This window comes from Achromobacter sp. NPDC058515, assembly GCF_042721735.1.
Taxonomy (GTDB): domain Bacteria; phylum Pseudomonadota; class Gammaproteobacteria; order Burkholderiales; family Burkholderiaceae_B; genus Achromobacter.
This window is the reverse complement of the sequence record NZ_JBHXNI010000025.1, coordinates 15257-32528: the sequence shown is the minus strand read 5'-3', so window position 1 is coordinate 32528 and position 17272 is coordinate 15257. Positions and strand designations below refer to the sequence as shown.

Here is a 17272-nt window from a genome sequence, read left to right as displayed (position 1 = left end):
CCATGACACTGATGCAAGACAAGCGGGTACTCGTCACGGGCGCCGGGCGCGGCCTGGGCGCCGCCATCGCGCAGGGCTTCGCCCGGCAAGGCGCCATGGTCATCGTGGCGGACGTGGACGCCGCGCTGGCCGCCGCTTCCGCGCAGGCCATCCTCGACGCGGGCGGCCGGGCCGTCGACGCCGTGCTGGATGTTGCCGACGCCGACGCCGTCCGCGCCTTTGCCGCGCAATCCGCCGCGCGCAACGGCTGCCTGGACGTCCTGGTCAACAACGCGGGCATCTCCGCGCGCGCGCCTTTCGACGACCCACAAACGCCGGAGATCTGGAATCGCGTGATGGGCGTGAACCTGCAAGGCACGTTCAACGTCACCCACGCTTTCGTCGAACAGCTGAAGGCCGCGCGCGGCGCCATCGTGAACCTCTGCTCCATCGTGGCGTACGGCTGCGGCATCTCGACGGCGGGCTATGTCGTATCCAAGGGCGGCGTGCGCTCGTTCACCGAAGTGCTGGCGCGCGACCTCGCCCCGCATGGCGTGCGCGTGAACGCGGTGGCGCCGGGGCTGATGGAAACCGAGATGACGGCGGGCCAGCGCGCCCAGGAAAGCGGCGCCGACTGGTACATGCGGCGCGCACCCATGGCGCGAGCCGGACGGGCGGACGAGATCGTCGGCCCGGTGCTGTTCCTGGCGTCCGACATGGCCAGCTATGTCAATGGCGTGGTGCTGCCCGTCGACGGCGGCTACCTGGCCGTATAAGGAGAGATCATGAATCTGGGTACGGCACTGGTCACCGGCGGCGCAAGCGGCATGGGCCTGGCTATCGTGGAACGCCTGGCCCGCGACGGCTTTCGCGTCGTGATGGCGGACCGCAACGCGGAGCTGGCGGAAAGGGAATCGCGGGCGCTGCAGGCGCAGGGGCTGGCGGTGGAGCCCCGCGTCGTGGACCTGGCCGACGAGGCCGCCACGCGCGCGCTGGCGCGTTCATTGGCGCCGCTGGCCGCGCTCGTCAACAACGCGGGCCTCTTCGACGAGCGCAAGTTCTTTGACGTGAGCAGCGACGACTATCGCCGCGTCTTCGACGTGAACCTGCTGGCGGTGGCGACACTGACGCAGGAGGCGGCCCGGGAAATGCAGCCGGGCGCAAAGATCGTGAACATCGCGTCGCGCGCCTATCTGGGCGCAAAGAACCATCCGCATTACGTGGCCTCGAAGGCGGCGCTGGTGGGCTACACCCGCGCCTCGGCCATGGAGCTTGCCGCGCGCGGCATCCTGGTCAACGCCATTGCTCCCGGCCTCATCGACACCCCGCTCCTGCGCAACCTGACGCCCGAGCGCGTGGCCGCGCAGCTTGCCCTGCAGCCCACCGGCCGCGCCGGGCAGCCGCGGGACATCGCCAATGCCGTGTCGTTCCTGGCCGCGCCGCACATGGACTTCATCACCGGGCAGGTCATCTTCGTGGACGGCGGAAAGTCGCTGGGCGGGTCGGGAGCATAGGCAGCATGGACAGCATCAAGTGGGACAAGGAAGTCGACGCGCTGATTGTCGGCTCGGGCGCGGGCGGCATGGCCGCCGCGCTGACCGCGCATGAGGAAGGGCTGGACGTGCTGCTGGTGGAGAAGACCGATCGCATCGGCGGCTCGACCGCGATCTCCGGCGGGGCGCTGTGGATTCCGCTGAATGCGCAAACGGCGGCGGCCGGACACCCGGACAGCCTGGACAAGGTCTGGACTTATCTGGAACACACGGTCGGAGCGGCGGCATCCGACGACATGAAGCGCGCGTACCTCGACGCCGGCCCGCGCATGATGGATTACCTGGTCTCGCGCGGGTTCCTGGACGTGGCCGCGCGCACCGCCTCGCCCGACTATTACCCCGACCGCCCCGGCGCGGCGATGGGAGGCCGGTCGCTGGATCCGGTGGAGTTCGACGGCCGCAAGCTGGGCCGCCGCTTCCGGACCCTGCGCGATCCGCTCAAGGAATTCACCGTGCTGGGCGGCATGATGGTCAACATCACCGACGTGCGCCACCTGCTGCGCGCCACGCGTTCGTTCACGGCCTGGCGGCACGGCATGAGACTGCTGCTGCGCTATGCCATCGACCGCGCGCGCGGCTACCACCGCGGCACGCGGCTGCTGCTGGGCAACGCGCTGGCGGCCCAGCTCTTTCACGGCCTGCTGGCGCGCGACGTCGAATACTGGCTGGATGCGCCTGCGCATGCCCTGCATCGCGATGTTTCCGGGCGCGTGGTCGGCGCCGCCGTGTCGCGCGCGGGCAAGACCCTGAACATCCGCGCCCGGCGCGGCGTGGTGATGGCGGCCGGCGGCTTCCCATGGGATACCGAACGCCGCGCCCGGACTTATCCCCAGCCGGCCGGAAACTGGTCGATGTCGCCGCGGGAGAGCACGGGCGACGGCATCCGGATGTCGGAGCAGGCGGGCGCCGCCCTGGGGCGCGATTACGCCAGCCCCGCGTTCTGGGCGCCCGTCTCCATCCTGGAATCCAAGGACGGCAAGCGCCTGCATTATCCGCACCTCGTGTGGGACCGCGCCAAGCCCGGCCTCATCGCCGTGAACGGCGCGGGCAAGCGCTTCGTGAACGAATCGACCTCGTACCACGAGTTCGTGATGGCCATGCGCCGGAGCAACGAGAGCACGCCCAGCATCCCGGCTTTCCTGATCTGCGATCAGCGCTTCATCGACACCTGGGGCCTCGGCCTGGCGCTGCCCGGCGGACGTCCGCGCCAGCACCTGATCGACCAGGGCTACCTGGTGCAGGCTCCCACGCTGTCGGCGCTGGCCGGCCGCCTGGGAATTCCCGCCGATGCGCTGGAGGCCTCGGTGCAACGCTACAACGGCCACGCCGCGCAAGGCATGGACCCCGACTTCGGCAAGGGCGGCACCGCCTACAACCGCTACCTGGGCGACCCGGACCACCAGCCCAACCCCTGCCTGGCGCCGCTCGCGGGCGGCCCCTACTACGCCGTCAAGGTCTACCCCGGCGACATCGGCACCGCCTGCGGCATCGCGGCCAATGCGAACGCCCAGGCCCTGGACACGGCAGGCGCGCCTATCCCCGGCCTGTACGTCGCCGGCAACGACATGCAGTCCGTGATGGGCGGCGCGTATCCCGCTCCCGGCATCACGCTCGGCCCCGCGCTGACCTTTGGCTGGGTGGCTGGACAGCACCTGGCCCATGCGCAACACTGACGCCTCTCCACCGACAAGGACCACCAATGAAAATCTACTTCTCGCCCGCTTCGCCCTTTGTGCGCAAATGCATGGTCATCGCACATGAGCTCGGCCTGGCCGACCGCATCGAAAAACTGCCCAGCGCCGCCGGCCCCGTCGCGCGCGACCAGACCATCATCCCCACCAACCCGCTGGGCCAGGTGCCGACCTTCATCACCGACGACGGCCAGGCCCTGTTCGACAGCCGCGTGGTCTGCGAATACCTGAACGACCTGGGCGGCGGCGCGCTGTTTCCCACCGGCAAGACGCGCTGGCAGGTGCTGACGGAGCAATCGATGGCCGACGGCATGCTGGGCGCCGCGCTGCTTGCCCGCTACGAGCGCGCGCTGCGCCCCGAAGCGCTGCGCTGGGGCGACTGGATCGAAGGCCAGCTCGGCAAGGTCCGCGACGGCCTCGCCCTCATCGAGAAGAACGCCGCCTCGCTGGAAGGCCGGTTCGACATCGGCACCATCACCATCGGCTGCGCGCTGGGCTACCTGGATTTCCGCTTCCCCGACCTGGACTGGCGCGCCTCCCACCCGGCCGCCGCCGCGTGGTACGAGACCTTCAGCCAGCGCCCGTCCATGCTGGCCACCAAGCCCTGAGCGGCTATGGGGCGCGGCGGCGTAGGGGCTCTTTTGCCGCCGGGCCGCCCCAAGGCAAAAGCGCCCCCTCGGGGGGCAGCAAGCACGCACAGCGTGCGCGGCGTGGGGGCATCTTTTGCCGCCGGGCCGCCCCAAGGCAAAAGCGCCCCCTCGGGGGGCAGCAAGCACGCACAGCGTGCGCGGCGTGGGGGCATCTTTTTCCGCCGGGCCGCCCCAAGGCAAAAGCGCCCCCTCGGGGGGCAGCAAGCACGCGCAGCGTGCGCGGCGTGGGGGCTCCATCTGTTACAGTGAACTTGTAACTCGCTGGACGGACCAACCTACAGGCCAACCACGACAGGGAGCCCCGCATGAACGTCGCTGCGATCTCCGCGATTCCCCGCGTTGCCGCGCCCTACCCGGCGCACATCCCGATGCTGGACGACACCCGCCCCGCCTGGGAAACCGAACGTGCCGCGCAGAGTTACGCCGCGCGCCAGGCCCAGCGCAGCGCGCAGGCCCAAGACGCCTGGGAAGCCCAGCGCATCGCCCGCGCCCAGGCCGCCAAGGCGGCCTTGCCCGCGCACGCTACGGCGCCCGGCCACCACCGCGACCTCGCCGCGCACACGCCGCTGGCGATCGCCGCCACGGCCCCCGACGTCGACGAACTGCGCTACCAGTACGCCGACTTCCGCTTGCGGCGCGCCGTCGAGGACTTTTCCGCGCAACCCGACCCGGTCGCGCAGCGCGCCGGCAGCGCCAATGACCTGGGCACCATCGAAGGCCTGCTTCCGCTGCAGCCCTACCGCGTCGCGATGGGCAATCCGCAGGTCCAGGAACTGCAGGCCGCCGTCGCCATGAAGGCCGCCGGCCTCGGCATTCCCAAGGTCGCCAACATCGGCGCCACGGAAAACGTCACCGACAACGCGCGCTACCGGCCCGGCAACACGCCCTGACCATGGCCCAAAAAAAAGCCACCCGAAGCACGGGTGGCATTGTCGTCGGGCGCAGCCGGATCAGTGGAAGAATTCCGCGATCATCGTGGCGCCCAGGAAGGTGCCGGCGTTGGCGGCCAGCGACACCACCACGATCTTCCAGCCCAGCTTGCGGAAGGCGGGCAGGTCCTTCAGGATCGACAGGCCGGCCATGGCGAGGATCACCGTCGTGAACGGCAGGAAATTCACCTTGCCGACCAGCGCGATGATCTGGTCCGAGTACGGCAGCACGCCGGGGCAGCCCGCCGTCATGGCGATCAGCGACAGTACGAACACGGCCGGCAGCTTGGGCACCACGCGCAGGATCAGGTCGGTGATGACGACCAGCAGGATGATGATGCCCATGCCCGGCAGCGCGTCCGCGAACGGCACGTTGTAGCCCAGGCGGTTGCCCACCAGCGCGAACAGGCCGCAGATGACGTAGGCCGTCAGGCGGTCGCCAAAGCCCATCTTGGCGCTGTGCGCGGGCACGTCCTCCGACACGCTGTTGTCCACGACGGCGTCGTCGGCCTTGCCGCGCGAGAAGCGGCCCAGCACGGGCTCCAGCTTGCCGTACAGGAAGATGGTCGTCGGCAGCGAGATGAACAGCGTGAAGTACACGCCCACGACGGTCGTCAGCAGGTTGGCGGCGGCGGCCAGGGCGGCGACCTGATGCGCCATTTCAGGCGTTTGCTGGGACGCGATGGCGCCCACGCCGGCGGCCATCATGCTGCCCGAACCGACGCCTGCGCCCATGGCGAGCGAACGCGGATCGAAGATGTTCAGGCTGGTGATGAAGCCGGCCATCAGCGCCACGAACAGCGCGCCGATCACGGTGCCCGTGATGTATTCGGCCATCACGCCGCGGCCTTCCGGCGAATTCATGCCGTAGCGCTCGCCGATGATGGCCAGGCTGGGCTCGCGGCCCACCGAGAAGGTGGCGCCGATGGCCTCGCGCTTGATGCCCAGCAGCAGCGCCAGCGGCAGGCCGATGGCCATGGTGCCGAAGAAGTGGCCGAATTCCTGGAACACGAGCGCCCAGCCGGCTTCGCGCACCTGCGGCAGGGCGCCGCCCACCATCAGGCCCAGCTTGGCCAGGAACGGCAGCAGCGCGTATTGCAGATAGCCGCTGATGCGGGTCTGCATCGCCTTGTCGATGCCCGTGCCCACAGGCAGGCGCTGGCCGAAGGCGGCCACGATGGCGCCGATGAAGATGGCCCACAGCATCGGTTGCAGAATGATCTTGCCCGGGCCCACCGCGAAGGTGACGCTGCCGATCGCTTCGGAAATGACCACCACCAGCAAGATGGCGGCAAGCATGCGAATGCGGCCGGATAGCGGCATGGTGGGCGCGGCCAGGCTGGCGCTGGCGTGAGACATCGGATTCCCCTGATGAACGTGAATAGTATTCGTGGCGGCTTGCCTCAAGCCGGGCCGGCGGGCGCGGGCCGTTCGCGCAAAAAAAGCGGATCGGCAGCGCAAAGCGGCGGCGGCGCGGGCAGCAAGGGCGATTTTCGCCCGGGGGTCCGGCGGGCAACCATGACACCGCCAGGGCATTAGCGTTGCGTAAAATGCAACACGCAGCCTTTTCCTGGGAAATTTTTGCACGGTATCGATAGTTTTAGGGGTAAACCCTAGGATCATTCTGTGGATCTCCCGCCGCAATCCCGTCACGGAGCCCCCGTCATGGACGAAAAACTCGACGCCCGCCGCACCCACTACTTCATGCAGGTCATGAGCCGCGGCTCGGTGCGCGGCGCCGCCGAAGTGCTGGACATGGACCCTTCCGCCGTCAGCCGGGCCATCGCCGCGCTGGAGCGCGACTGCGGCATGGCGCTGTTCGAGCGCCGGGGACGCGGCGTGGTGCCTACCGACGCCGGCCACATCCTGGCCCGCTACGTGAAGCGCCAGCAGAACATCCAGGAGAGCTTCTTCTCCGAGATCGACAGCCTGCGCAAGGCCGAGCGCGGCCACATCGACCTGGTGCTGGGCGAGGGTTTCGTCGAACTCATGTTCGACCGCGTGCTGCCCGGCTACTGGCGCAGCCACCCGGAGGTCACGCTGGACATCGAGGTCGCCCGCACCTCCGAGATCGTGCAGCGCATCGTGGACGACCGCGCCTATATAGGATTGGTGTTCCAGCCGCCCAACGACGCCCGCCTGCGCACGCACTACTCGCGGCCCGAGCCCATCCGCGCCATCGTCGGCCAGGACCATCCGCTGACGCGGCTGCGCCGCCCCCTGCTGCTGACGGACCTGGCCGACTATCCCGGCGCGTCCATGCAGGAAGGCTTTGGCGTGCGCCAGCACATCCAGGCCGCCGAGATCAGCGAACAGGTGCGGCTGCGCAACGTGCTGACCACCTCGTCCTTCAAGGCACTGTGGCAATTTGCCGCCGCCGGCATCGGCTACGCGCTCACGCCCCCCATCGCGGTCACGGCCGACATGCGCGCCCAGCGGCTGGCCAGCCTGCCGCTGGCCAACCCCATCCTGAACCAGGGCAGCCTGCACGTGCTCAGCCGCGCGGGACGCCATATCTCGCCCGCCGCCCGCGAATTGCTGGACCACATCGTGCGCGGCATCGGCACGCCGGCCCCGCCGCCAACTGATACGGTCGGCTGAGGCCGATCTGCATCTGTTTGTCCGCCGCCGCAGCGTCTACAGTGGTCCTGTCCACGAATCCGCCAGGAGGCGCATATGCTTAGTTTCCTGCGCACGGTCCGTTCCGTGCTCTGGGGCTTTTTCGGCGTCCGACGCGGCCGCGGCTACGACGCCGACATCGCCCACAACAAGCCCGGCCCGCTCATCGCCACCGGCCTGCTGATGGCCGCGTGCCTGGTGATCATCCTGGTCTTCGTCGCGCGCTGGGCGGTAAACGCAGCGCTGTAAGCGCGCGCAGCGCAAACCCTGCGCAAAAATAGCCGCCCCGCCGCCGGGCCGCCCCAAGGCGGGGTAGCCTCCTCGCGGGACAGAAAGCACGCGTAGCGCGCGCACCGCCGGGGCCTTATGACCTTATTACCAGAATGACTTAGACGCTGCCGACGGCTGCCTGTTACGGTTATGAATCCCCCTTTTGCCCGCGCGTTGCGCCGGGCGTATCCAAGGGGCTCAGACCGAGAAGACTTCAAGGGCAGTAGACATGTACGTGTATGACCCCGTCGACCAGCAGCTTGTCGAGCAGCGTGTGGCGCAATTCGCCGACCAGACGCGCCGCTTCCTCGACGGCCAGCTCACCGAAGATGAATTCCGCGTCCTGCGCTTGCAGAACGGCTTGTACATCCAGCGCCATGCGCCCATGCTGCGCGTGGCCATCCCCTACGGCATCCTGGCGTCGCGCCAGCTGCGCACCCTGGCGCACATCGCGCGCAAGTGGGACCGCGGCTACGGCCACTTCAGCACCCGCCAGAACATCCAGTACAACTGGCCCAAGCTCGAAGACGTGCCGGACATCCTGGCCGAACTGGCCACGGTCCAGATGCACGCCATCCAGACCAGCGGCAACTGCATCCGCAACACCACCACCGACCACTTCGCCGGCGTCGCGCCGGACGAGCTCGTGGATCCGCTGGTCTGGTGCGAGATCATCCGCCAGTGGTCCACGCTGCATCCGGAATTCGCCTTCCTGCCGCGCAAATTCAAGATCGCCGTCAGCGGCGCCGTGCAAGACCGCGCGGCCGTGGGCGTGCATGACATCGGCCTGCAGGCCGTCGAGCGCGACGGCAAGCTGGGCTTTCGCGTCTGGGTGGGCGGCGGCATGGGCCGCACGCCCATCGTCGGCAAGCTGATCAATCCCTTCGTCGAATGGCAGGACCTGCTGACCTACATGCAGGCCGCGCTGCGGGTCTACAACCTGCACGGCCGCCGCGACAACAAGTACAAGGCCCGCATCAAGATCCTGGTCAAGGACCTGACGCCCGAAGTCTATGCGCAGCAGGTCGACGAACAGTGGCAGCTCATCAAGGGCGGCCCCGACACCATCACCCAGGAATTCGTCGACAGCATCAAGGCTCGCTTCATCTGGCCCCAGTACGATGCCGCCGCCGCTTCCGACACCGACAATACGGCCGCGCTGGCCGCCGCCGATCCGCGCTTTGCGCGCTGGCTGCGCACCAACGTGCACGCGCACAAGGTCGCCGGCTACGCCGCCGTCACCGTCTCGCTCAAGCCCACCGGCGTGCCGCCGGGCGACATCACCGCGGACCAGATGGACGCCGTGGCCGACCTGGCCGACGCCTATGGATTCGGAGAACTGCGCGTCTCGCACGAACAGAACCTGATCCTGGCCGACGTGCGCCGCGCGCGCCTACATGAACTCTGGCAGAAGCTGGAAGCGCTGAACCTGGCCACGCCCAACATCGGCCTGCTCACCAACATCATCGCCTGTCCGGGCGGGGACTTCTGCGCGCTGGCCAACGCTGTTTCCATCCCCGTGGCCGAAGCCATCCAGCGCCAGTTCGACGACCTGGACTACCTGTTCGAGATCGGCGAGCTGGACCTGAACATCTCGGGCTGCATCAACTCCTGCGGCCACCATCACGTCGGACACATCGGCATCCTGGGCGTCGATAAGGCCGGCGAAGAGTGGTATCAGGTGACGCTGGGCGGCCGCCAGAACGGCGCCGCCAAGCCCTTGCCCGACCTGGAGTCCACGCGCGGAGGCGGCGCCGCCGTCGGCCGCATCATCGGCCCCTCGTTCGCCCGCGACCAGGTGCCCGGCGTGGTCGACCGCCTGATCCGCACCTACCTGGGCCTGCGCGACAGCGAGGCGGAACGCTTTATCGACGTGGTGGACCGCGTCGGCATCGATCCCTTCAAGCAGGACGTCTACGCGGACCCCGCCTTCGCCAAGCCCGCCCAGGTCGCGGAGGCCGCCCATGTCTGAGATCTACGCCCACGACGCCCCCGGCCCGCACCTGATCCGCAACGGCAAGCTGGAAGCCGACACCTCGCGCCCCTTCACGCCCGAACCCGAAGTGCCGGCCGAAGGCCAGGTGCCCGGCGACGAGCCCGGCTGGATCGTGCCGCTTTCCGTCTGGAAGACATCGCGCGCCGCCTTGCGCCGCCATAAGCACCCGGTCGCCGTGCTGCTCGACCCTGACGCCGACCTGGCCGACCTGGCCGACGCCGACGGCGCGCTGGACCCCGCCGGCATCGCCTTCATCGCCGTGGACTTCCCCGTCTACACCGACGGCCGCGGGTACTCGCTGGCGCAGCTGCTGCGCACCCGCTATCAGTGGCAGGGCGAGCTGCGCGCGGTGGGCGACGTGATGATCGACACCATCCACTACCAGGCGCGCGTGGGCTTCGACAGCTTCCTGGTCAAGCCCGGACACGACCCGCGCAAGGCGCTGGACGCGTTCAAGACGTTCACGGTGCATTACCAGAAGACGTACCGCGTGCCGGCCCCGGCGGCTACCTAGCCGCCCTGCGCGCCGGGCAAGGCCCAGCGCGGCATCCCGGGCTCATCCTGCGCCAGCTGCGCGCGGATCAGGTCGGCGATGCTGCGCTGGCGCGGCGCCTGCATGCGGCTGATCAGGCTGGACACGCTGACCGCCAGGCGCGGATAGCCGCCCGCGTCGCATAGCGCCACCCCCACCCCCAGCACCCCCGGCACCGCGGCGTTGCCCACGACGGCCCAGCCCCGGTCGCGCGTGTTCTCCACCAGCCGCCGCATCTGCGCGACCGTCATGCCGCCGTAGGCCCGCAGCGCCTGTTCGTTCTGCGCCATCACCTCCTCGGCCTCGTCCGGCGGCAAGGCGCCCAGCAGCGCCAGCCCGGCCGCACCCACGCCCAGCGGCTGGCGATGCCCGACCGTCACCGCCAGCACCTGCACGGGGTAGTTGCCCACCTCGCGGTGCAGGCACAGGGAGTCGTTTGCGGCGCGGCAAATGAGGAAGGCGGAATCCCCGCTCACATCGCTGATCTGGCGCAGCACCGGCCGCAGGCTGCGCACCGCCTGCGCATGCGGGTCGCCGGCCATCATGACGCCCAGCTCGGCCACGCGCCAGCGCGGGGCTTGCGACTCGCGCAGCGCATACCCCTCCTCCACCAGCACGTCCAGGTAGCGATACGCGGTGGAACGCTGCATGCCCGCCGCCTGCGCGATGTCCACCACATGCATGCCCGCCGCGCCCGCCTGGCGCAGGACGCCCAGCACGCGCAATCCGCGGCGCAGCACGCGCGGCCCGGAACCCTCGGAATCCGGCTTGTTCAATTTTTGGACACCCCGCGTTGATGAGGCCCCCATCAGAGCCCAATATGAAGACGGACAGACAAAGATCTGTCCAAATATTAGACAAAACAGGACGGAGACAACAATGAAGACACACAGCAAGCGGTGGACCGCCGCGGCGTTGGCCTTGAGCGGCGGGCTGCTGGCCGCCGCGCCGGCCTGGGCCGCCAAGCCCTACCCCGAACGCCCCGTGACGCTCGTCGTCGGCTACGCGGCCGGCGGGGCCACCGACATCGTGGCGCGCCTCATGGCGAAGTCGCTCTCGGAAGAACTGGGCCAGACCGTCGTGGTCGAGAACAAGACCGGCGCCAACAGCAACATCGGCGCGGAAATCGTCTCGCGCGCGGCGCCCGACGGCTACACCCTGTATGTCGGCTCCATCGCCAACACCATCAACCGCACGCTGTACAGCCAGCTCAACTATGACTTCGTGAAGGGCTTCGAGCCCGTCGGCCTGTTGGCGACCATCCCGAACATCCTGGTCGTCAATCCCAAGCTGCCGGTCAAGACGGTGCAGGAATACATCGCCTACGCCAAGGCGCACCCCGGCAAGCTGACCTGCGCCTCGTCCGGCAGCGGATCGTCCATCCACCTGTCCTGCGAGCTGTTCAAGATGAAGACCGGCACGGACATCCTGCACGTGCCCTATCGCGGCAGCGGCCCGGCGGTGGCCGACCTGCTGAGCGGACAGGTGGACTCCATGTTCGACAACCTGCCCTCGTCCCTGCCTCATGTGCAGGCCGGCAAGCTGCGCGCCATCGGCGTCACCTCGCCGGAACGGCTGCCCGCCACGCCCGATGCGCCCACGCTGGCCGAATCCGGCCTGCCGGGCTTCGACGTGGAATCCTGGTTCGGCGTGGTGGTCCCGGCCGGCACCCCCAAGCCGGTCATCGACCGCCTGAACCAGGCCATGAACAAGGCGCTGGCCAGTCCGGCCCTGCAAGCCTCCTACAAGCAGTCCGGGTTCTTCCCGCCGCAATCGCCCAACACCCCCGAGACCTTCGGCGCGAAGATCGCCAGCGAGATCGACAAATGGGGCGCGGTCGTCAAGAACGCCAACCTCAAAGCCAACTAGAGGAGCACAGGGTGTACCCGATAGATTTCTTCTTCCGCGCCGCCGAGCAGCACCCGGAGCGCGTGGCGCTGGACGGCCCCGACGGGCAGGTCACGTATGCGCGGCTGGCCGCCGACACCCGCGCGCTGGCGTCCGTCCTGCAGGACCTGGACCCCGAGCCGCAGACGCGCGTGGCCATCTGCGCCGGCAATTCGGCGCGCCACATCCTGGCGCTGCTGGCCGTGCTGGCCAGCGGCAAGGTCTGGGTGCCGCTCAATTACCGCAGCACGGAGCGGGAGATCGGCCGCATCCTGGACGCCACCGCGCCGTCCATCGTGATCGTGGACGACGTGGGCGCGCCGCTGGTGCCGGCCTGCGCGGCCCGGCGCATCGACCTGGCGGACGGTTCGGCGGAGCTGGCGTTGAACTCCCTGCTGGCGCGCGGCGCGGGCCGCGAGCCGCTGCGCCATGCGCTGCCGCGCGACGCCACGCAGGCCATCAAGTTCACCGGCGGCACCACCGGCCTGCCCAAGGGCGTGATGCAGCCGTACCGCGCCTGGAACGCCGGCATCATCAACCAGATCGCCAGCTGGGGCCTCACCGCCGAGGACCGCTATGTGGTGTCCGCCCCCATCACCCATGGCACGGGCACCTATCTGCTGCCCGTACTGGCCCAGGGCGGCGCGCACCTGCTGCTCGACAGCGTCACGCCCGCCACCATCACCGCCGCGTTCCGCGAGCGCGGCGGCACGCTCAGCTTCATGCCGCCGACGCTGATCTACATGATCATGGCGCAGCCGGGCGTATCGCGCGCCAACTTCCCGTGCCTGCGCAACCTGATCTACGGCGGCGCGCCCATGCCCGTCGAAAAGATCGAACAGGCGCGCGCCTTTTTTGGCCCGGTGCTGGGCACCACCTACGGCCAGACCGAGGCGCCGCAGATCGTCACGGTGTTGCGTCCCGCCGACCTGGAAGCGCCCGGGAACCGCGCCTCGGTCGGACGCGTCACGCATCTGTCCGACGTGGCGGTCATGGATCCGGAAGGCAGGCTGCTGCCCCGCGGCGAAATCGGCGAGGTCGTGGTGCAGGGCGACCTGGTGATGACGGGCTACTGGCGACTGCCGGAAAAGACCGCCGAGACCGTGGTGGATGGCTGGCTGCACACCGGCGACACCGGCCTGATCGACGCGCGCGGCTATCTGTTCCTGAAAGACCGCTTGCGCGACGTCATCATCACCGGCGGCTTCAACATCTATCCGGTGGACGTCGAGAACGCGTTGTCCGCGCATCCGGCCGTCTACGAGTGTTCGGTGTTCGGGCTGCCCGACGACAAATGGGGCGAGGCCGTCCACGCCGCGGTGCAATTCCATCCCGGCGCGCAGGCCGGCGCCGACGAGCTCAAGGCCCACGTGCGCGCGCTGCTTGGCCCGGTGGCCACGCCCAAGCAGATCCACATCCACGACAGCCTGCCGCGCTCCAGCGTGGGCAAGGTGCTGAAGAACGCCGTGCGAGACGCGGCACAAAAGGAGACCTCATGAATACGCCCGAAACCCGCCTCTGCGCGCACCACCTTGCCGGCATGTCCTATCGGGACGTCGATCTGGTGGAAGACCTGATCGGCAAGAAGACGTTCACCGAAGTCATGATCATGCAGATCCTGGGACGCGACGCGCGCCCCGTGGACCTGCGCATCGTCGACGCCGTGCTGGTCACGCTGATGGAGCACGGCATGACGCCCAGCGCCATCGCCACGCGGCTGATCTACATGAGCGCGCCGGAGAACCTGCAAGGCGCCGTGGCCTCGGGCCTGATGGCCGTGGGCAGCCAGTTCGTCGGCACCATGGAAAACTGCTCGCGCCTGCTGGACCGCATCCGGCAGGCGGCCGACGGACAGGCCGAGGCGCTGGCGATCGCGCGCGAATTCCGCGCCGCCCGAAGCGCGCTGCCCGGCTTCGGCCACCATCTGCACAAGCCGGACGATCCGCGCTCGATCAAGCTCCTGGCCCTGGCCGAGGCCGAAAGCGAGCTGGGCGGCGAATCCATCAAGGCGCTGCGCCTGCTGGCCGCCGCGGTGGACGAGACCTACGGCAAGCACATCACCATCAACGCCACCGGCGCCGTGGCCGCCCTGCTCAGCGAGATCGGCGTGCCGACCGACCTGATGCGCGGCTTCGCCGTCATCTCCCGCGCCGCCGGCCTGGTGTCCCATGTGGCCGAAGAGCAGCAAAGCCCCTCCGGACGCTATATCTGGGAAACCATCGATCACGCCATTCCCTACGTCGGCAAGGGCAAGACCCATCAGGACGGCGGCCAATCATGACGCTGGACACGCGCCTGGCGGGCAAGGTCGCCCTGGTGGCCGGGGCCGGCGCGTCGGCCGCCGGCTGGAGCATCGGCAAAGCCAGCTGCGTGACGCTGGCGCGGCAGGGCGCGTCCATCGTCGCGCTGGACGCCAGCCTGGCCGCGGCCGAAGACGCCGCGCACGAAGTCGGGCTGGCGGGCGGCAGCGCGCTGCCGGTGCAGGCGGACGTCGCCGACCCTGACGCCATGCAGGCGGCGGTCCAGGCCGCGATGCGCCGCTACGGCCGCATCGACATCCTGCAGGCCAACGCCGGCATCGGCAAGGTGGGCGGGCCCGAGGACATCTCGCTGGAAGACTGGGACCGCATCCAGCAAGTGAACGTGACCAGCCTGCTGATCGCCACGCGGCTGCTCGCGCCCATCATGCGCGCGCAGGGCGGCGGCGCCATCGTCGCCGTCTCTTCAATCGCGGGGATCCGATACACGGGCTATCCCCACCTGGCCTATAGCGTCAGCAAGGCGGCCGTCATCCATTTCGCGCGCATGGCCGCGCAGCAATACGCCGCCGACCGGATCCGCGTGAATACGGTGATTCCCGGCCTGATCGACACGCCGCGCGTCGCGGCCAATGTGGCTCGCATGTTCGACGCGAACGATCTGGAAGCCGCGCGCGCGGCGCGCGACAAACAGGTGCCTATGGGGCGCATGGGCACGCCATGGGAAGTCGCCAGCGCGGTAGCGTTCCTGGCCTCGGACGAGGCGTCGTACATCACCGGCACGGAGCTCGTCGTGGACGGCGGCCTGACCGGCAAGTACGCGTAGGCGGCCGCCGGCTTACCAGGACGTGGTGTAGGCGCCCGGGAACTGCTTGGCGACGAAAGCCTTGACCTCATCCGACTGATAAGCCTTGATGAAGCGGGCGATGCGCGGATCGTTCTTGTTGTCTTCGCGCGCGGCGATCACCACCGCCGCAAACGGCGCTTCCTTGCTTTCCAGCGCCAGCGCGTCCTTGGCGGGCGACAGGCCCGCCGGAATCGCGTAGGCGGAATTCACCGCGGCGGCGTCCACGTCCTTGAGCGAATGCGGCAGCTGCGCGGCTTCGATCTCGACGAACTTCAGGCCCTTGGGGTTCTCGACGATGTCGAACAGCGAAGCCGTCACGGTCACGCCGTCCTTCAGCGTGATCAGCTTGGCGGCCTGCAGCACCAGCAGGGCGCGCGCGCCGTTGGTCGGATCGTTCGGAATGGCCACCTTGCCGCCCTGTGGCAAGGCGTCCAGCGACTTCACGCGCTTGGAATAGATGCCCATCTGCTGCACCACGGCGGTCGCCACCGGCGCCAGCTTGTAGCCGCGCGCCTTGTTCTGCGACTCCAGGAAGGGCTTGTGCTGATAGATGTTCAGGTCCAGCTCCTTGGCGTCCAGCGCGGCGTTCGGCTGGATGAAGTCGCTAAATTCAATCAGCTTCACTTTCAGGCCTTCCTTGGCGGCGACCTGCTGCACCACTTCGCCGATCTGCGCGTGCGGACCGACGGTCACGCCCACCTTCAGTTCGGCATCCTGCGCCATGGCCTGAGTATTGGCAAAACCGATCAGGGTGGCAAAAACGGCCAGGGTATGGCGAAGGCGCATGGGAAGTCTCTACTGGTAAGAAAAAGAATGACCCCGGATTCTAGTGACCGTCCTTCAAAACCGGAAGCGATGAATACTCATATTGATATGAGCATTTCCATATAAGCCCATGGCGATGACAGCACCGCCGCATCCAGACACAATAGAGCCTGCTTTCATTCTCCACGCCCGTACTCCATGTCCACCACCACCGAACTCCATCCGCACGCGCGCGCGCTGCTGGCCGACCACTATGCCGCCGTGGATGCCGACCTGCCCGTCCTGCTGGACCTGCTGTTCGCCCGCAGCGCCGGCGAAGACTGGCACAAGGCCGGCACGTTCAAGCACCACCTGCTGGGCGTCTACCGCACGCTGACGCTCTGGAACCAGCCTCGCGAAGTGCGCCTGCTGGGCCTGTTCCACAGCGTCTACGGCAACGAGTACGTGGACCTCACCCTCTTTGACCGCGAACGCGAGCGCGACGCGCTGCGCGAGGTTCTGGACGCCGAAGCCGAGGAATGGGTCAGCCTCTTTTGCGCCATGCCGCGCACGAAGTTCGTGCAAGCCATCCTGCAAGGCCAGGGCGCGGGCGCCGAAGGCCTCGCGCTGGAAGGCGCGGACGGCCAGACATACACCTTCACGCCGCGCCAGGTCGCCGCCTTCACCGTGGTGTCCGCCGCCGACATCGGCGAGCAATGGCATAGCTGGCAGGACGAGATTTTCGCGGGCTATCCGCAGCAGCAGCGCCGCGACCTGAAGACAAACTGGGCGTCGTCCTTGTGGCCCGGCCCGCTCAAGCCGCCGTCAAACATCCTGTCGATGCTGTCGCACCTGCTGGCGCCGCTGTCGCGCATGCCCGAAGACACCGGCATCCCCATCCCGCCCGCGTTCGGCCATTGCCGCGCCACCCTCAGCCCGCGCGACGAGGCCGCCGCCAGCGCGCTGTACTGGCAGGTCATCACCCGCATGCACCCGCTGACGGAAATGGACAGCGCGCGCCACATGCTGGAGGCGGCGGTGGAACACAATCCGTGGGTAGGCGAGCCGCGCCTGCTGCTGGCGCAACTGGCGCTGACGGCGGGCGACTTCGAGGCCGCCGAACGGCACGCCGCCGCCGGACTGGCCGCGCTGCAGGCCTGGGGCACGGCATGGGACAAGCGCATCGAATGGGCCGGCTGGATGGCCTGGGCGCGCATCGAGCTGCAAAACGCGCGCGCGCGGCAGTGGCCGGAAAACCTGGGCGCGCTGAACGGGCTGGGGCTGGTGCAGTAAGCTCCCGCCGGAATGAAAGCAGCC

At 68.7% G+C, this 17272-nt stretch carries 17 protein-coding genes; 14 read left to right on the top strand and 3 right to left on the bottom strand.

All coding sequences use genetic code 11. From position 1 onward, the window contains the following. Window positions 1–2 precede the first annotated feature (2 nt). From ACFWP0_RS28615 to ACFWP0_RS28595, 5 genes are all read left to right on the top strand, one after another. On the top strand, window positions 3–755 hold the full coding sequence (locus ACFWP0_RS28615; protein ID WP_377848018.1) for an SDR family NAD(P)-dependent oxidoreductase: 753 nt from the start codon (window positions 3–5) through the stop codon (window positions 753–755). Window positions 756–764: 9 nt separating this feature from the next. Beyond that, entirely contained in the window at window positions 765–1493 is a 729-nt protein-coding gene (locus tag ACFWP0_RS28610) for an SDR family NAD(P)-dependent oxidoreductase (protein ID WP_377848016.1), read from the top strand. Window positions 1494–1498: 5 nt separating this feature from the next. Beyond that, window positions 1499–3205: an FAD-binding protein gene (locus ACFWP0_RS28605; RefSeq protein ID WP_377848015.1), complete on the top strand. Its 1707-nt coding sequence runs from the start codon at window positions 1499–1501 to the stop codon at window positions 3203–3205. 26 nt (window positions 3206–3231) lie between these two features. Continuing rightward, window positions 3232–3831 (top strand): glutathione S-transferase, encoded by a 600-nt coding sequence (locus tag ACFWP0_RS28600; protein ID WP_377848013.1) that lies wholly within the window; start codon window positions 3232–3234, stop codon window positions 3829–3831. 347 nt (window positions 3832–4178) lie between these two features. Further along, the gene (locus ACFWP0_RS28595; protein ID WP_377848011.1) at window positions 4179–4763 is read left to right on the top strand and encodes a hypothetical protein; all 585 of its coding nucleotides are present in this window, start codon (window positions 4179–4181) and stop codon (window positions 4761–4763) included. Between the two features lie 60 nt (window positions 4764–4823). Here ACFWP0_RS28595 and ACFWP0_RS28590 read toward each other — a convergent pair whose 3' ends face one another. Continuing rightward, window positions 4824–6161, bottom strand: a complete 1338-nt coding sequence (locus ACFWP0_RS28590) for a DUF3100 domain-containing protein (RefSeq protein ID WP_377848009.1) — start codon at window positions 6159–6161, stop codon at window positions 4824–4826. Window positions 6162–6467: 306 nt separating this feature from the next. Between ACFWP0_RS28590 and ACFWP0_RS28585 the strand changes: the two genes are divergently transcribed. The 4 genes from ACFWP0_RS28585 to ACFWP0_RS28570 all read left to right on the top strand — a co-directional run bounded on the left by ACFWP0_RS28585 (window position 6468) and on the right by ACFWP0_RS28570 (window position 10201). After that, window positions 6468–7403 (top strand): LysR family transcriptional regulator, encoded by a 936-nt coding sequence (locus ACFWP0_RS28585; protein WP_377848008.1) that lies wholly within the window; start codon window positions 6468–6470, stop codon window positions 7401–7403. A 75-nt stretch (window positions 7404–7478) separates the two neighbouring features. Further along, complete coding sequence (locus tag ACFWP0_RS28580) at window positions 7479–7670, top strand: DUF2970 domain-containing protein (protein ID WP_377848006.1); 192 nt, start codon at window positions 7479–7481, stop codon at window positions 7668–7670. A 250-nt stretch (window positions 7671–7920) separates the two neighbouring features. Then, a complete protein-coding gene (locus ACFWP0_RS28575) occupies window positions 7921–9663 on the top strand; it encodes a nitrite/sulfite reductase (RefSeq protein WP_377848004.1) in 1743 nt (580 codons plus the stop codon). Next, window positions 9656–10201 carry a DUF934 domain-containing protein gene (locus tag ACFWP0_RS28570; protein WP_377848003.1) on the top strand — a complete coding sequence of 182 codons (546 nt, stop codon included), beginning with the start codon at window positions 9656–9658 and terminating at the stop codon, window positions 10199–10201. The genes ACFWP0_RS28575 and ACFWP0_RS28570 overlap by 8 nt, the downstream gene beginning before the upstream one ends. Here ACFWP0_RS28570 and ACFWP0_RS28565 read toward each other — a convergent pair. Then, window positions 10198–10995 (bottom strand): IclR family transcriptional regulator, encoded by a 798-nt coding sequence (locus ACFWP0_RS28565; protein WP_377848001.1) that lies wholly within the window; start codon window positions 10993–10995, stop codon window positions 10198–10200. The genes ACFWP0_RS28570 and ACFWP0_RS28565 overlap by 4 nt on opposite strands. A gap of 103 nt (window positions 10996–11098) precedes the next feature. Between ACFWP0_RS28565 and ACFWP0_RS28560 the strand changes: the two genes are divergently transcribed. The 4 genes from ACFWP0_RS28560 to ACFWP0_RS28545 are packed head-to-tail and all read left to right on the top strand — an operon-like array spanning window position 11099 to window position 15190. Then, a complete protein-coding gene (locus ACFWP0_RS28560) occupies window positions 11099–12088 on the top strand; it encodes a Bug family tripartite tricarboxylate transporter substrate binding protein (protein ID WP_377848000.1) in 990 nt (329 codons plus the stop codon). 11 nt (window positions 12089–12099) lie between these two features. Continuing rightward, window positions 12100–13605 (top strand): class I adenylate-forming enzyme family protein, encoded by a 1506-nt coding sequence (locus ACFWP0_RS28555; RefSeq protein WP_377847998.1) that lies wholly within the window; start codon window positions 12100–12102, stop codon window positions 13603–13605. Continuing rightward, a complete protein-coding gene (locus ACFWP0_RS28550; protein WP_377847996.1) occupies window positions 13602–14387 on the top strand; it encodes a citryl-CoA lyase in 786 nt (261 codons plus the stop codon). Before ACFWP0_RS28555 ends, ACFWP0_RS28550 begins: the two co-directional genes overlap by 4 nt. Next, window positions 14384–15190: an SDR family NAD(P)-dependent oxidoreductase gene (locus ACFWP0_RS28545; protein WP_377847994.1), complete on the top strand. Its 807-nt coding sequence runs from the start codon at window positions 14384–14386 to the stop codon at window positions 15188–15190. The genes ACFWP0_RS28550 and ACFWP0_RS28545 overlap by 4 nt, the downstream gene beginning before the upstream one ends. Window positions 15191–15202: 12 nt before the next feature. On the opposite strand, the gene ACFWP0_RS28540 is transcribed toward ACFWP0_RS28545, so the two are convergent. After that, window positions 15203–15997 carry a MetQ/NlpA family ABC transporter substrate-binding protein gene (locus ACFWP0_RS28540; protein ID WP_377847993.1) on the bottom strand — a complete coding sequence of 265 codons (795 nt, stop codon included), beginning with the start codon at window positions 15995–15997 and terminating at the stop codon, window positions 15203–15205. A gap of 177 nt (window positions 15998–16174) precedes the next feature. Between ACFWP0_RS28540 and ACFWP0_RS28535 the strand changes: the two genes are divergently transcribed. Next, window positions 16175–17248, top strand: a complete 1074-nt coding sequence (locus ACFWP0_RS28535) for a DUF6817 domain-containing protein (protein WP_377847991.1) — start codon at window positions 16175–16177, stop codon at window positions 17246–17248. The last annotated feature ends 24 nt before the right edge of the window (window positions 17249–17272 follow it).

What these genes read in the sequence shown, in the direction of transcription:
- ACFWP0_RS28615 (WP_377848018.1), top strand. Translation starts at nt 3, where the DNA reads ATGACACTGATGCAAGACAAGCGGGTACTCGTCACGGGCGCCGGGCGC.
- ACFWP0_RS28610 (WP_377848016.1), top strand. Translation starts at nt 765, where the DNA reads ATGAATCTGGGTACGGCACTGGTCACCGGCGGCGCAAGCGGCATGGGC.
- ACFWP0_RS28605 (WP_377848015.1), top strand. Translation starts at nt 1,499, where the DNA reads ATGGACAGCATCAAGTGGGACAAGGAAGTCGACGCGCTGATTGTCGGC.
- ACFWP0_RS28600 (WP_377848013.1), top strand. Translation starts at nt 3,232, where the DNA reads ATGAAAATCTACTTCTCGCCCGCTTCGCCCTTTGTGCGCAAATGCATG.
- ACFWP0_RS28595 (WP_377848011.1), top strand. Translation starts at nt 4,179, where the DNA reads ATGAACGTCGCTGCGATCTCCGCGATTCCCCGCGTTGCCGCGCCCTAC.
- ACFWP0_RS28590 (WP_377848009.1), bottom strand. Translation starts at nt 6,161, where the DNA reads ATGTCTCACGCCAGCGCCAGCCTGGCCGCGCCCACCATGCCGCTATCC.
- ACFWP0_RS28585 (WP_377848008.1), top strand. Translation starts at nt 6,468, where the DNA reads ATGGACGAAAAACTCGACGCCCGCCGCACCCACTACTTCATGCAGGTC.
- ACFWP0_RS28580 (WP_377848006.1), top strand. Translation starts at nt 7,479, where the DNA reads ATGCTTAGTTTCCTGCGCACGGTCCGTTCCGTGCTCTGGGGCTTTTTC.
- ACFWP0_RS28575 (WP_377848004.1), top strand. Translation starts at nt 7,921, where the DNA reads ATGTACGTGTATGACCCCGTCGACCAGCAGCTTGTCGAGCAGCGTGTG.
- ACFWP0_RS28570 (WP_377848003.1), top strand. Translation starts at nt 9,656, where the DNA reads ATGTCTGAGATCTACGCCCACGACGCCCCCGGCCCGCACCTGATCCGC.
- ACFWP0_RS28560 (WP_377848000.1), top strand. Translation starts at nt 11,099, where the DNA reads ATGAAGACACACAGCAAGCGGTGGACCGCCGCGGCGTTGGCCTTGAGC.
- ACFWP0_RS28550 (WP_377847996.1), top strand. Translation starts at nt 13,602, where the DNA reads ATGAATACGCCCGAAACCCGCCTCTGCGCGCACCACCTTGCCGGCATG.
- ACFWP0_RS28545 (WP_377847994.1), top strand. Translation starts at nt 14,384, where the DNA reads ATGACGCTGGACACGCGCCTGGCGGGCAAGGTCGCCCTGGTGGCCGGG.
- ACFWP0_RS28540 (WP_377847993.1), bottom strand. Translation starts at nt 15,997, where the DNA reads ATGCGCCTTCGCCATACCCTGGCCGTTTTTGCCACCCTGATCGGTTTT.
- ACFWP0_RS28535 (WP_377847991.1), top strand. Translation starts at nt 16,175, where the DNA reads ATGTCCACCACCACCGAACTCCATCCGCACGCGCGCGCGCTGCTGGCC.